The sequence below is a fragment of the Streptomyces sp. NPDC020489 genome (assembly GCF_044386545.1).
Classification (GTDB): Bacteria; Actinomycetota; Actinomycetes; order Streptomycetales; family Streptomycetaceae; genus Streptomyces.
Genome location: NZ_JBIRUZ010000007.1, coordinates 86103 through 99985, shown reverse-complemented (window position 1 = coordinate 99985; position 13883 = coordinate 86103). Strand labels below are relative to the sequence as shown.

At 70.7% G+C, this 13883-nt stretch carries 11 protein-coding genes; 7 read left to right on the top strand and 4 right to left on the bottom strand.

Annotated features, from left to right (window positions below; translation table 11 throughout):
- The first annotated feature begins 42 nt into the window (after positions 1-42).
- The 5 genes from ACH41F_RS20135 to ACH41F_RS20115 all read left to right on the top strand — a co-directional run bounded on the left by ACH41F_RS20135 (position 43) and on the right by ACH41F_RS20115 (position 5324).
- Positions 43-1053, top strand: coding sequence for an MraY family glycosyltransferase (locus tag ACH41F_RS20135; RefSeq protein WP_398836808.1), 1011 nt, complete (start codon positions 43-45; stop codon positions 1051-1053).
- Between the two features lie 94 nt (positions 1054-1147).
- A complete protein-coding gene (dnaK, locus tag ACH41F_RS20130) occupies positions 1148-2992 on the top strand; it encodes a molecular chaperone DnaK (protein WP_391233157.1) in 1845 nt (614 codons plus the stop codon).
- Complete coding sequence (gene grpE / locus ACH41F_RS20125; protein WP_391233155.1) at positions 2989-3651, top strand: nucleotide exchange factor GrpE; 663 nt, start codon at positions 2989-2991, stop codon at positions 3649-3651. The genes dnaK and grpE overlap by 4 nt, the downstream gene beginning before the upstream one ends.
- Positions 3652-3693: 42 nt before the next feature.
- Complete coding sequence (gene dnaJ, locus ACH41F_RS20120) at positions 3694-4872, top strand: molecular chaperone DnaJ (RefSeq protein ID WP_391233154.1); 1179 nt, start codon at positions 3694-3696, stop codon at positions 4870-4872.
- Positions 4873-4877: 5 nt separating this feature from the next.
- On the top strand, positions 4878-5324 hold the full coding sequence (locus ACH41F_RS20115; RefSeq protein ID WP_391233152.1) for a heat shock protein transcriptional repressor HspR: 447 nt from the start codon (positions 4878-4880) through the stop codon (positions 5322-5324).
- Positions 5325-5386: 62 nt separating this feature from the next.
- Here ACH41F_RS20115 and ACH41F_RS20110 read toward each other — a convergent pair whose 3' ends face one another.
- The 3 genes from ACH41F_RS20110 to ACH41F_RS20100 all read right to left on the bottom strand — a co-directional run bounded on the left by ACH41F_RS20110 (position 5387) and on the right by ACH41F_RS20100 (position 10235).
- On the bottom strand, positions 5387-7822 hold the full coding sequence (locus ACH41F_RS20110; protein WP_398836805.1) for a PA14 domain-containing protein: 2436 nt from the start codon (positions 7820-7822) through the stop codon (positions 5387-5389).
- 89 nt (positions 7823-7911) lie between these two features.
- Positions 7912-8427: a hypothetical protein gene (locus tag ACH41F_RS20105; protein ID WP_391233149.1), complete on the bottom strand. Its 516-nt coding sequence runs from the start codon at positions 8425-8427 to the stop codon at positions 7912-7914.
- Between the two features lie 95 nt (positions 8428-8522).
- Positions 8523-10235 carry a fibronectin type III domain-containing protein gene (locus ACH41F_RS20100; RefSeq protein WP_391233147.1) on the bottom strand — a complete coding sequence of 571 codons (1713 nt, stop codon included), beginning with the start codon at positions 10233-10235 and terminating at the stop codon, positions 8523-8525.
- Positions 10236-10694: 459 nt separating this feature from the next.
- Between ACH41F_RS20100 and ACH41F_RS20095 the strand changes: the two genes are divergently transcribed.
- Entirely contained in the window at positions 10695-11801 is a 1107-nt protein-coding gene (locus ACH41F_RS20095) for a substrate-binding domain-containing protein (protein WP_391233146.1), read from the top strand.
- Here ACH41F_RS20095 and ACH41F_RS20090 read toward each other — a convergent pair.
- Positions 11788-12333 (bottom strand): DUF4352 domain-containing protein, encoded by a 546-nt coding sequence (locus ACH41F_RS20090; protein WP_398836804.1) that lies wholly within the window; start codon positions 12331-12333, stop codon positions 11788-11790. The two genes, ACH41F_RS20095 and ACH41F_RS20090, sit on opposite strands and share 14 nt — an antisense overlap.
- A 403-nt stretch (positions 12334-12736) precedes the next feature.
- Here ACH41F_RS20090 and ACH41F_RS20085 point away from each other — a divergent pair, with 403 nt between their 5' ends.
- Positions 12737-13771, top strand: a complete 1035-nt coding sequence (locus tag ACH41F_RS20085; RefSeq protein ID WP_391233143.1) for a LuxR C-terminal-related transcriptional regulator — start codon at positions 12737-12739, stop codon at positions 13769-13771.
- Positions 13772-13883: the final 112 nt, after the last annotated feature.

The window sequence follows — 13883 nt, the reverse complement described above, 5'->3', positions numbered from 1 at the left end:
TTATTCGTACCAAATTGGTACATGTAGCACTAATTTAGACCCGTGCTCTACGGGATCGCCGCCGCCACGACCGCCCTTCTTCTCGCCGCGGTCCTCACCGCCCTGCTCCGGACGGCCGCGCTGCGGCTGGGCGTCGTCGACCGGCGACGGCCGCAGCGCAAGGTGCCGCTGTTCGGCGGGGTGGCCGTGGTCCTCGCCACCTGCCTGGTGGCGGTGGCCGCGGGTCGCCTGGGTGCGGCGCCCCTCGACGGCGGGGTCGGCGACCTGCTCGCCGCCGGGGCCGCCGTGGCCGCGCTGGGCCTGGTCGCGGACATCCGGCGGATTAAGCCGCGCGTGCTCGTCGTGGGGACGGCGGTGGCGGCGGCCTGGGTCGTGCCGTACGAGGAGACCGGGTTCGCCGGAGGGGTGCTCGCCGTCGGCTGGATCGTGTTCGTTGCCCTCGGTTTCCGGGCCCTGGACCACGCGGACGGGGTGGTCGGGACCGTCGGGGTCGTCACCGCCTTCGGGGCCGGGGCCTGTGCCGCCGTCGAAGTGATGGACGGGCTCGCGGTGCTGCTGAGCGTGCTGGCCGCCGCGCTGACCGGGTTCCTCATGCACAACTGGCCCCCCGCGCGCGTGGGGCTCGGCGCCTGCGGGTCGCTGTTCACCGGGTTCGTGCTCGCCTCGGCGGCCGTGGTGACCCGCGCCGGGTACGGACTCGGGTCCACCGCGGCGGTGTTCGGGGCGCTCGCCGTGGTGGCCGGCGCCGACGTCGCGCTGGTGCTGCTGTCCCGGCGGCTGACCGGCCGCTGCGGGCCCGACCATCTCGCCCACCGGCTGCGGCGGCTCGGACTGACCCCGCCGGGTGTCGCGGTCCTGCTCGGTCTGGCCGCCGTCTCGGGGGTACTCGTCGCCGTCCTGGTCCACCTCGGCCGGATCGGCGCGTCCGGGGCGCTCTGGGTGGGCGCCGGCGCCCTGGTCGCCGTGCTGGGACTGCTGCGTATCAAGCCTTCCAGCTCGCCTCGACCCGTATCGGCGCAGGTCAGAGGCCAGTTGCGTGTAAGGAACGGATAAGAGTTGAGTCTTGGTGACTCAGGTCTGTTGACCGCATGGGATACGTCAGGCACACTTGAGTCCGTTCCACTCAAGTCAGCTGGAGGAAATCACCATGGCACGTGCGGTCGGCATCGACCTGGGCACGACTAACTCCGTCGTCAGCGTTCTGGAGGGCGGCGAGCCCACCGTCATCACCAACGCCGAGGGTGCCAGGACCACGCCGTCCGTCGTCGCCTTCGCGAAGAACGGTGAGGTGCTGGTCGGCGAGGTGGCCAAGCGCCAGGCAGTCACGAACGTGGACCGGACCATCCGCTCCGTCAAGCGCCACATGGGCACGGACTGGAAGATCGAGCTCGACGGGAAGCCCTTCAACCCGCAGCAGATCTCCGCGTTCATCCTTCAGAAGCTGAAGCGGGACGCCGAGGCCTACCTGGGCGAGAAGGTGACCGACGCGGTCATCACCGTCCCGGCGTACTTCAACGACTCCGAGCGCCAGGCGACGAAGGAAGCCGGTGAGATCGCCGGTCTCAACGTCCTTCGCATCGTCAACGAGCCCACCGCGGCCGCGCTCGCCTACGGCCTCGACAAGGACGACCAGACGATCCTCGTCTTCGACCTCGGTGGCGGCACCTTCGACGTGTCCCTGCTGGAGATCGGCGACGGCGTCGTCGAGGTGAAGGCCACCAACGGTGACAACCACCTCGGTGGTGACGACTGGGACCAGCGTGTCGTCGACTACCTGGTGCAGCAGTTCAAGTCCGGTCACGGCGTGGACCTCGCCAAGGACAAGATGGCCCTCCAGCGCCTCCGCGAGGCCGCCGAGAAGGCCAAGATCGAGCTGTCCTCCTCCACGGAGACCTCGATCAACCTGCCCTACATCACCGCCTCCGCCGAGGGCCCGCTGCACCTGGACGAGAAGCTCACCCGGGCTCAGTTCCAGCAGCTGACCGCGGACCTGCTGGAGCGCTGCAAGACCCCGTTCTTCAACGTCATGAAGGACGCCGGCGTCTCCATCAACGAGATCGACCACGTCGTCCTCGTCGGTGGCTCCACCCGGATGCCCGCCGTGGCCGAGCTCGTGCGCGAGCTCACCGGTGGCAAGGACGCCAACAAGGGCGTCAACCCGGACGAGGTCGTCGCCATCGGCGCCGCCCTCCAGGCCGGTGTCCTCAAGGGTGAGGTCAAGGACGTCCTGCTCCTCGACGTCACGCCGCTGTCGCTTGGTATCGAGACCAAGGGCGGCATCATGACCAAGCTCATCGAGCGGAACACGACGATCCCGACCAAGCGGTCCGAGATCTTCACCACCGCCGAGGACAACCAGCCCTCCGTGCAGATCCAGGTCTACCAGGGCGAGCGCGAGATCGCGGCGTACAACAAGAAGCTCGGGATGTTCGAGCTCACCGGTCTGCCGCCGGCCCCGCGCGGTGTCCCGCAGATCGAGGTCGCCTTCGACATCGACGCCAACGGCATCATGCACGTGACCGCGAAGGACCTGGGCACGGGCAAGGAGCAGAAGATGACCGTCACCGGTGGCTCCTCGCTGCCGAAGGACGAGGTCAACCGGATGCGCGAAGAGGCCGAGAAGTACGCGGAGGAGGACCACGCCCGCCGCGAGGCCGCCGAGTCCCGCAACCAGGGCGAGCAGCTCGTCTACCAGACGGAGAAGTTCCTCAAGGACAACGAGGACAAGGTCCCCGGCGAGGTCAAGACCGAGGTCGAGGCCGCCGTCGAGGAGCTGAAGACCGCGCTCAAGGGCGAGGACACCGCCGAGATCCGCACCGCCACCGAGAAGGTCGCCGCGGTCTCCCAGAAGGTCGGCCAGGCCATGTACGCCGACGCCCAGGCCGCGCAGGCCGCCGGTGGCGCCGACGCCGGTGCCCCGCAGGACAAGGCGGACGACGACGTCGTGGACGCCGAGATCGTCGACGACGAGCGCAAGGACGGTGCCGCGTGACCGAGGAGACCCCGGGCTTCGAGGAGAAGCCCGACGTCCCCTCCGGCGCGACCCCCGACGACGCCGAGCCGAAGGCCGCCGACCCCTCCTCCCCGGAGGCGGAGGCGGCCCCGGCCGGGGACGCAACAGCCCAGATCGCCGGTCTGACGGCCCAGCTGGACCAGGCCCGCAAGGCGCTCGAGGAGCGCACCGCGGACCTCCAGCGGCTCCAGGCCGAGTTCCAGAACTACCGCCGCCGTGTGGAGCGGGACCGGGTCACGGTCAAGGAGGTCGCCGTCGCGAACCTCCTGACCGAACTCCTTCCCGTGCTCGACGACATCGGCCGCGCACGCGAACACGGTGAACTCGTCGGCGGCTTCAAGGGCGTCGGGGAGTCGCTGGAGACCGTCGCGGCGAAGATGGGCCTGCAGCAGTTCGGCAAGGAGGGCGAGCCCTTCGACCCGACGATCCACGAGGCCCTGATGCACAGCTACGCGCCGGACGTCACCGAGACGACCTGCGTCGCGATCCTCCAGCCGGGGTATCGCATCGGCGAGCGCACCATCCGCCCCGCGCGGGTGGCGGTCGCCGAACCGCAGCCGGGCGCGCAGACGGTCAAGGCCGAGGAGGGTTCCTCCGAGGCCGGTGACGACAAGGACAACGGCCCTGAGGAGGGCTGACGTAGACACCGAGCGGAACCGCGGAAAGGGGGCGCGTCGAGGATGAGCACCAAGGACTTCATCGAGAAGGACTACTACAAGGTCCTCGGCGTCCCCAAGGACGCCACCGAGGCCGAGATCAAGAAGGCGTACCGGAAGCTCGCCCGCGAGTTCCACCCGGACGCCAACAAGGGCAACACCAAGGCGGAGGAGCGCTTCAAGGAGATCTCCGAGGCGAACGACGTCCTCGGCGACCCCAAGAAGCGCAAGGAGTACGACGAGGCCCGCACCCTCTTCGGCAACGGCGGTTTCCGCCCGGGGCCGGGCGCGAGCGGCGGCTCCTTCAACTTCGACCTGGGCGACCTCTTCGGAGGCGCCCAGGGCGGCGGTCAGGGAGCCGGCGGCTTCGGCGGCGGCATCGGCGACGTCTTCGGGGGCCTGTTCAACCGGGGCGGCACGGGCACCACCCGTACCCAGCCCCGGCGCGGCCAGGACATCGACACCGAGGTCACGCTGAGCTTCACCGAGGCCATCGAGGGTGCCACCGTCCCGCTGCGGATGTCCTCGCAGTCCCCCTGCAAGGCCTGTTCCGGCACCGGCGACAAGAACGGCACACCGCGGGTGTGCCCGACCTGCGTCGGCACCGGCCAGGTGGCCCGGGGTTCGGGCGGCGGCTTCTCGCTGACCGACCCCTGCCCGGACTGCAAGGGCCGCGGACTGATGGCCGAGCACCCCTGCCTGGAGTGCAAGGGCAGCGGCCGCGCCAAGTCCTCGCGGACGATGCAGGTCCGTATCCCCGCCGGGGTGACGGACGGTCAGCGCATCCGGCTGCGCGGCAAGGGCGCACCGGGCGAGCGCGGCGGTCCGTCCGGTGACCTGTACGTCACCGTGCACGTCGACGCGCACCCGGTCTTCGGCCGCAAGGGCGACAACCTCACGGTCACCGTCCCGGTGACCTTCACCGAGGCGGCACTCGGCGGCGAGGTCAAGGTCCCCACCCTGGGCGGGCCCGCCGTGACGCTGAAGCTGCCGCCGGGCACGCCCAACGGCCGCACCATGCGCGCCCGGGGCAAGGGCGCGGTCCGCAAGGACGGCACCCGCGGCGACCTGCTGGTCACCGTCGAGGTGAGTGTCCCGGCGGATCTGACGGGGAAGGCTCGTGACGCACTCGAGGCGTATCGCGAGGCGACCGCGGGCGAGGACCCGCGGGCGGAGCTGTTCCAGGCCGCGAAGGGAGCTTGATGGAGATGGACGGCCGTCGACGCAACCCGTATGAACTGACCGAGGAAACCCCGGTCTACGTCATCTCGGTGGCTGCCCAGCTGTCCGGTCTGCATCCGCAGACACTGCGCCAGTACGACCGGCTCGGCCTGGTCTCCCCGGACCGCACCGCGGGCCGGGGCCGGCGCTACTCGGCCCGCGACATCGAACTGCTGCGCACCGTCCAGCAGTTGTCGCAGGACGAGGGCATCAACCTGGCCGGTATCAAGCGCATCATCGAGCTGGAGAACCAGGTCGCCGCGTTGCAGTCGAGGGTGGCCGAACTCCAGGCCGCCGTCGAGGGCGCCGCCGCGGCCATGCAGCAGCGCGAGGCGGCGGTCCACGCCTCGTACCGCCGTGACCTGGTGCCGTACCAGGAGGTGCAGCAGACCAGCGCACTGGTGGTGTGGCGTCCCAAGGGGCGCCAGGACTGACACGCAGGCAGGTGAAAGGGGCCCGGAGGGATGAACCTCCGGGCCCCTTCACGTGTGCCGGCTCAGAGCCAGGAGTCCCAGATGCCGTACGCCGTCGGTGTGGACGCGGCCTCCGCGCCGGCGGCGTCCAGGCGGACCACGCGGTAGTAGTACAGGCCCAGCGTGTCCTCGTGGACCGTCTTGTCCATGAAGTACACGGCGTCGCCCGCAGTGCCCTCGGCGAGGGTGGCATAGGCGGCCGAGGCCGGGTCCCAGCGCTCCACGCGGTAGCTCGCGAACCGGCCGCAGTCACCGAGGCCGGAGCTCTCGGAGCAGCCGACGTACAGCTCCGGGTACTGGTCCTCGCGGATCGTGGTCCCCGTCCAGCCCGGCGGCCGGGTGTCGGGCAGGGTGACGGAGAGCTCGGCGGGGTGGAAGGCCTCGGGCCCCGCCCACCAGTCGATCAGGGGGGAGCCGTCCGTGGCGGCCACCTTGTAGGTGTGCGCGGCGCCGTCGGGGACCGTCGGGCAGAGGATCTCGGTCTCGGCCAGGGAGTCACCCGTCCAGCAGTTCTGCTCCCATACCGTCTCGCCGGTCCCCGGGTCCGTGACGCCCTGCCACACCTTGTAGCCGGTGACGTCGTCGTCGGCCGGCGGCGTCCAGGTCAGGCGCACCCCGAGCGGGATCTGCTCGGCGTCCAGGTTCTCCACCGGGGCCGGGCGCTCGGTGTCCGGGGTGGTCGCGGTGGCGGCGGGGCCGGGCCGCGACTCATGGCCGTACGGGTCGATCGTCACGACGGTGTAGTCGTACGTCGTCTCGGAGGCACCGGAGACGTCCCAGCAGACGCCGTTGATCTGCCGGGGACCGGCGTAGTCGGGGGCGTCGCCGGTGTTCCAGGTCCAGTACGTCCTGGGGTCCGTCAGAGGCAGGTCCCGCGAGTCGTTGGGCTTGCAGGCGGTCACCGTGCTGCTCTCGCCGGTCGCCCTGTCGGTGCGGACGATCCGGTAGGTCAGCAGCGGCTCGTCCTCGCCGTAGGTCCACGGGTCGGCGCTGCTCCACTCGATCATCACGCCCTCGCCGAACCGGGCCGCGGTGGTGCGGAACGGTGCGATGGCTTCGGGCCGGTCCGCCATCGTCAGCGTGACCTCCACGGGCGCGGCGGCGTTGCCCTTCGCGTCCACCGAGCGCACCGCGTACCGGTAGCTGTCGGCGACCGCGAGCAGTTGGCGCGGCACGGCCTCGGTCCCGGTGGTGGTGGTCGGGGTGGTGCCGCCCTTGGCACCGGGCAGCGCGTCGAGCCAGCCGCCGGTCGCCGGGTCGTACTGGAGGACCTGGTAGGAGGCGGCCCCGTCGACGGCCGACCACAGCAGGTGCGGAACGCCCGACCGGTACGCGACGCGCGCGTCGGCCGCGGTCGCGGGCGGTGTCCGGTCCGAGGTGGTGAAGGTGGCGGCGGGCGAGTACGCCGACCAGTTCCCCACGGCGTCCCTGGCCCGGCCCCGGTAGGTGACCTTGCTGCCGTCGGCGGCGCGACCGGTGTCGCAGATCGCGGCCTTGGTGCCGGTGTACACGGTGGCCCAGGTGCTGGTGGCGGGGTCGAGGCGCTGCATCTCGTACAGGGCGATGTCGGCCTTGTTCTGCGCGGTCGTGACCAACTCCGGGGCCGCGTAGGGCTGGTCCACCGGGCAGGCGTCCATCTCGACGAAGGGCGCGGCGGGCGGGGTGGTGTCCACGCTGGTGACCGTCTGGTCGGCGGTGCCGGCCGAGACGTTGCCCGCCTTGTCGTAGGCGCGGACCTCGTAGGAGTAGCTCGCGCCGGTGGGCGGAGGGGTGTCCGTGTACGAGGTGGAGGTGGTCGTGGCGAGCGCCTTGCTGCCGAAGGAGGTGCCCTGGAGCCGCCGGTAGACCTTGTACCCGGCGAGGTCCATCTCCTTGTTCCTCGCCCAGGTGAGCTTGGCGCGGTTGCCGCTCTTGTCGTACGAGACGGAGATCCCGGCCGGGGTGAGGGGCTTGGTCGTGTCGACGGTGGCGGAGGTGCGGGGTGTGTAGGCGAACTTGATTTTGGCGGGGCCGGTCCAGTTGACGTGGTCGACGCGCAGGGTGTGCTTGCCCTGCGGAATTGTCACGTTGACGGTCTTGCTCACCGTGGACGTGACGTTCTTCCAGAGGTCGATCTTGCGGACGCCGTCGACGTAGACCCTGATGCCGTCGAGTCCGGAGGCGGTGAGGGCGAAGGGGCCGCCGGAGCCGAAGTCGCGGGTCATGGACCAGCGGACGCCGAAATTGTCCGACGGCAGACCGGAGGCGGGAGCGCCGGACCAGCTCTGGTCGATCGCGCTGTCGCAGTCCGTCTTCTTCGGGGTGCCGGAGAAGCTCGTGTTCGCGAAGAATTGCCGTGTGAACACCGGCGAGGCGCAGGTGGTCGCGGCGGAGGCGGGCGTGAGCGTGAGCAGGGTGCCCGCGGTGGCGAGTACGACGGCGGTCGCGGCAGCCGCGGTCGTACGTCTGGCTGGGTTCATGCGGTCCTTCGGTCCTGATGTAGCGACGGGAGAGATCACCGTCGTCGCAACAGGACCGTTAAGCGCACCGATTGGTTGTACGGCGGGTCTCAGGGAAACACGTCGAAGACCATCTCGGCGGCCGTCGCCCACATCGACTCCCCGCCCGTGCCGAACGCGGCGGCCAGCGCGTAGCCGACCGCCGCGTCCATGGCGTCCGGCTTGGCGTCCGACCGCCACTCGGCGGCCTTCACCTCGCCGCGGCCTTTCGAGTGGAAGTCGCCCAGCCGCCGCCCGTCGCGCAGGAGCCGGCTGTCCGGCATGGAGTGGGGCACCAGCCGCCAGTGCCGGCCCGCGTGCCGGGCGTCGACCCGGTACGAATGCCGGAGCAGCCGTCCCCGGCCGGGTGCCAGGGCGGCCGCCTCGCCGCCGACGCTGAGGATGAGCAGACCGGCGTTCCGGGTGCCGATGGGAGTCTCCCCGTCGTCCTTGGTGCCGGTCGCCCGGCTCAGCACGACCCGCGGGATCGCCTCGCCCTCGACGACGACTTCACCCCGCCAGGAGTCCAGGCGGACGGTGAGCGGGCCGAAGAGGGTGTCCGTGACAGAGCTTTCGCTGATGGTCATACGGTCCTCGTGAGGTCGTCAGGAGTTCGGTGCTCTGACTGTCCAGTCGCCCCCCGGCGGGGGTTCGGTTCCCTCGGCCGCCACCTCGCGACGGTTCACCCGGTGGTCTCCGGGTCCGCGAGCGGTTCGGTGACCGTGACGTAGGAGAAGGCCTCGCCGCTGGTGAAACGTGAGTTGCCGGCTTCGTCGACGGCGACGACGGCCCAGCGGACGGTCTCGCCCCGGGGGGTGTAGATCTCGTGGGAGTAGAACAGGGTCGGCTCGTCCACCCAGGACTGCCGGACCTCGCCCCACGGTTCGTACTGCCAGGCGCCGTCGACGAGAACGCCCCGGTGGACGGTGTAGTGGTCGACGTCCTCCTCGGTGTTGCGCTTCCAGACGAGTTCGATGTCGGTGCCGTTCATCGCGCCGCGCAGACCGGCCACGGCGGCCGGGGCGAGGCCGGTGGCGGGCGCGGTGCCGGTGACCGGGGCCGAGGGAGCGGATTCCTGGTCCTGGGTGTCCACGGCGGTCACCGTGTACGTGTAGGAGGTGCCCTGCCGGACGTCCGTGTCGGTGTACGAGGTCTTCGTGGGGCCGACGACCTCGTCGAAAAGCTCGCCGTCGCGGTAGATCCGGAAGAGGCCGAGGTCGCGGGTGACGGGGCTGGTGGGTGCCTTCCAGGACAGCGTGACGCCCGTGCCCGCCTGTGTGGTGGCGGTGAGTCCGGTGGGCGCGGACGGCGCCCAGTCGCCCCGCTCGACGGCGGCGGGCGCGGACTTGGCGGACCTGTTCCCGGCGGTGTCGACCGCGGTGACCCAGTAGCTGTACATGAGGCGGTCCTGGACCTTGGTGTCGAGCCATGAGGTGCCGCTCACCCTGGCCACCTGCACCACCGGTTCGTCCTGGCCGTCGGTGTCCCAGCGCCGGTGCACGAGGTACTCCGCCGCCCCCGCGACCGCCTTCCAGGACACCGTGACGCCCGGCTGGCCGTCGGCGGCCCCGACGCCGGTGGGCTTCACGGGCGGGGTCCTGTCGGCCGTGGTGACGGACTTGTCGGCGCTGCCCGCGGACGCGTTGCCGGCCTTGTCGTAGGCGCGGACCTCGTAGAGGTAGGTCGCGCCGGTCGTGGGCGGAGCGTCCGTGTACGAGCCCGCCGTGGTCGTGGTCAGCCTCTTCCAGCTGTCGTCGCCCTGGAGCCGCCGGTAGACCTTGTACCCGGCGAGGTCCATCTCCTTGTTCCTCGCCCAGGTGAGCTTGGCCTTGCCGGAGGTGGTGTCGTACGAGGCGGCGATGCCGGTCGGAGCGAGGGGCTTGGTCGTGTCGACGGTGGCGGAGGTGCGGGGTGTGTAGGCGAACTTGATTTTGGCGGGGCCGGTCCAGTTGACGTGGTCGACGCGGAGGGTGTGCTTGCCCTGGGGAATCGTCACGTTGACGGTCTTGGAGACGGTCGACGTGACGTTCTTCCAGAGGTCGATCTTGCGGACGCCGTCGACGTAGACCCTGATGCCGTCGAGTCCGGAGGCGGTGAGGGCGAAGGGGCCGCCGGAGCCGAAGTCGCGGGTCATGGACCAGCGGACGCCGAAATTGTCCGACGGCAGGCCGGAGGCGGGAGCGCCGGACCAGCTCTGGTCGATCGCGCTGTCGCAGTCGGTCTTCTTCGGGGTGCCGGAGAAGCTCGTGTTCGCGAAGAGCTGCCGTGTGAACACCGGCGAGGCGCAGGTGGTCGCGGCGGACGCGGACGGCGTGAGCGTGAGCAGGGTGCCCGCGGTGGTGAGCACGACGGCGATCGCGGCGGTCGCGGTCATGCCTCGTCTGGCAGGGTTCATCGGTTCCTTCGGTCCTGGTCGACGACGGCAGGGGACACCGTCGTCGACCAGGACCGCCCGGACCGGCGATTGGTTGTACGGCGGCCTCGGCCGGGCCTCGGGGGAGGCGGGACGCGTGCTCGGTCGCCGGCCGCACGGCTCCCGGTTTCTGGCCGACTTCGTTCGGTCCTGTGATCGAGCGGGAACGGCGCGGGAAACCCGCGATGGTGACGACTCGTGAGCATTGGCCCCGGTTGTGCGGATCTCCGCCTCCGCGGGGCCTGCCGTTGAATGGAGGGCCCGTAAGGGGTGTTCGGGGGTGTTTCCGTGATGTCTTCACACATCGAGCGGAGCGTGGTGTTGCGCACTCGTTAAGTGATTCCGCTTGACGCCTGGGGCGGGGGCCGCGTTGGCTTTTGAGTCATCTGGGTCGCAATGCTGCGCCCGCGTCCGAAAATGGCACCAGAAGTGAGCTCCCCAATGCGTCGTACCGCCATATGTGTGGCCGTGTCCTCGATGGCCCTCTCGCTGACCGCCTGTGGGGCACTGGGAGTCTCGGGGGACGCCGCCGACGCGAGCCCGAGCAAGGGCGACGACGTCACGGTGGGCGTGCTGATGCCGGAGAAGACGAACACCCGCTACGAGGACTTCGACTACCCGATCATCCAGAAGAAAGTGGCGGAGCTCACCGCCAAGAAGGGCAAGACGGTCTACGCCAACGGCGAGGCCGACGCGGGCAAGCAGGCGACGCAGATGCAGCAGATGATCGACGACCGGGTCGACGTCATCCTGCTGGACGCCGTGGACTCGAAGGCCATCGCCCCCACGGTGCAGAAGGCCAAGGACGCGGGCATCCCCGTCATCGCCTACGACCGTCTCGCCGAGGGCCCGATCGACGCGTACGTCTCCTTCGACAACGAGCTCGTCGGTGAGGTGCAGGGCCGCACCCTGCTGGAGTCGCTCGGCTCGGGGATCGACACCTCCGACAAGATCGTGATGCTCAACGGCTCGCCCTCCGACCCGAACGCCGGGCAGTTCAAGGCGGGCGCCCTGTCCGAGCTCACCGGCAAGGTGACGATCGCCAAGACGTACGACGTCGACGGCTGGAAGCCGGAGATCGCGCAGGAGGACATGACCGAGGCGATCGAGGCGATCGGCAAGGACAACATCGCCGCCGTGTACTCCGCCAACGACGCGATGGCCGGTGCCGCCATCAAGGCGATGGAGGCCGCGGGCCTCACCGACCTGCCGCCGATCACCGGCCAGGACGCGGAACTGTCCGCCGTGCAGCGGATCGTCGCCGGTGAGCAGTACATGAGCGTGTACAAGTCCTACCCGCTGGAGGCCGAGGCCGCCGCGGAGATGGCCGTGGCCAAGGTCCAGGGCAAGGACATCCTGTTCGACTCCCTCACCCAGGACCGGGTCGACAGCCCCACCGACAAGCAGATCCCGGCGCAGCTGGTGTCGGTGGCCGCGCTGACGAAGAACAACATCAAGAGCACGGTCGTCCGCGACGGCATCTACACCGTGGACCAGATCTGCACCGCGAAGTACGCGGCGGCCTGCGCGGCCGTCAAGTTGAAGTAGCCCCCGGCCCGCGCGTCCCGGGCGTCACGGGGATCAGCACCCCGCCGGGCGCCCGTCCGACGGGCTTGGTGCTCATGAAGCCGGACGGGTCGTTGTCGCCCGAGACGCGCAGCCCGGTGATGTCGGCGTCCTTCGGGACGTCGTACCAGAGCTCGACCTCCATCAGGGTGTGGCCGCCGAGCTTCACCGTGTCCGACTGGCGGCGCACCGCCATGGCGAAGGAGTCGGGCCGGGCGCGGCTGCCGCTGACGCCCGCGAGGCGCTGCCGCGCCGACTCGTAGGTGTGGTAGTTCGGGTCCCGGTTCTCCACCCGCAGCCGGGCGGCGCAGAACTGCCCCTGGGGCGGCGCGTCGGCGTGCGACCCGGTCACCCCCGTGATGCCGCAGTCCAGCGCCAGGACGGTGAAGGTGAGATGGCCGTCCTTGCGGGAGCGGGGCGGCTGCGTGCCCTCCCCGCCGTCGCCGCAGCCCGCCGTGAGCGGCAGGGCGAGCAGGGCCAGGAGCAGGCTTAGCGGGGGGCGCGCGGTGGGCATAGGGGCGATTGTGCGCCCCGGGTGGGCAGAAGTGAACGTCTTCGGCCCGCCGCCTTCGCGCGCCCGCGTACGGCCCCCGTTCCCGTTCGGATCGCCCGCGCGGACTCCGCCGTCCCTGTGCGGGTCGGCGGGGACGGTTGTCCGCCGGTGCGGGCGGAGAGCGGGATTCCTTTTGCGGAGGCCTGTTGTGGGTACGGCCCCGCCCGGCATCAGCTTGTTGCAACTCGACGGGCGGAGGCGCGGAGAATAGAGGGCATACCGGCGGTTTCCCTCGGTCACGGTGGGCAGAGCCGTGTTGCGGAGCAGGTCCGGTCCGCGCATAGTTGCGGAGCCGTAGGGGTGTGTCCGTGCCACAAGCGCGCACACCGGGCGCAAGAGGCTGGAACCGGGGGTGGGCTGGGCGATGGCCGGGCACCAGACGGACGAGCACCCACACGGTGCTGACCGACTGTGCGAGGCCGGGGATCGCGTGTATTCCCGGGCCGTACGGCGAGGTCGCGTGCCCCGCGAGGACGCCGAACCGGTGCCCTGCCTGCTGGAGCTGGCGCTGCTGCACCCGGACCCCGACGACATGGACTGGCTCGTGCCGACCTCCCCGCAGGAGGTGATGACACGGCTGCTGCGCGGGGTCCACGAGGAAGTGAGCGCCAGTCAACGGCGGATGGGCTCGGCGGTGGCCGCCTTCGAGTGGTACGCGGGACTCGCGCCGGAGCGGTCCTCGACCGCCGAGGGCTCCTCGATCCGGGTGCTCGACGGCCTCTCCCGGATCCAGGCCGCGATGGACGCGGCGACCGAGGCGTGCACGACGGAGGTCCTGACCGTCCAGCCGGGCGGCATCCGGCCCGAGCACGAGCTGACGGAGGGCCTGCACCGGGCGCTGGCGCTGCGCGGCCGCGGGGTGCGGATGCGGGACCTGTACACGCATGTGGCACGGCACGGCCAGGGGCTGCTGAACTATCTGGAGCTGATGGGGGAGGCGGTGGAGGCCAGGACCCTCGACGAGGTCATCGACCGGCTGATCCTCTTCGACCGGACGGTCGCCTTCATCCCGGCCAGCGCGGACCGCACCCTCGCCCTGGAGCTGCGCCACCCGGCGCTGGTCGGCTTTCTCGCGACGGTCTTCGAGCGGCTGTGGCGCCTGGCCATCCCGTTGACCGCCCCGCTGCCGGACACCGGCATCGAGGGCATCTCGCACCGGGAGCAGTCCATCGCCGCGCTGCTGGCGGAGGGCCACCAGGACGCGGTCATCGCCGAGCGCCTCGGCATCAGCGTGCGCACCTGCCGCGCGCACATCGCCCGTCTGTCGGAGACCCTCGGCGCGGCCAGCCGTACCCAACTCGGCGTGCGGATCGCCCAGGTCGGCCTCGACGGCCCGTCGCGCTCCGCGGAGATCGCCGGCGTCACGATCCCGGACCAGGGCTCCCCGACCGTCCGTTGACACGGCCGAACCGACGGGCGCGGTCCGGCGGGGTGGCCCGTTCGGGGCGATCCGGTGGAGATCGACGCCCCGCGGCACACAGGTCCTCCACACCGTCTCCCTGGTGTGGAGG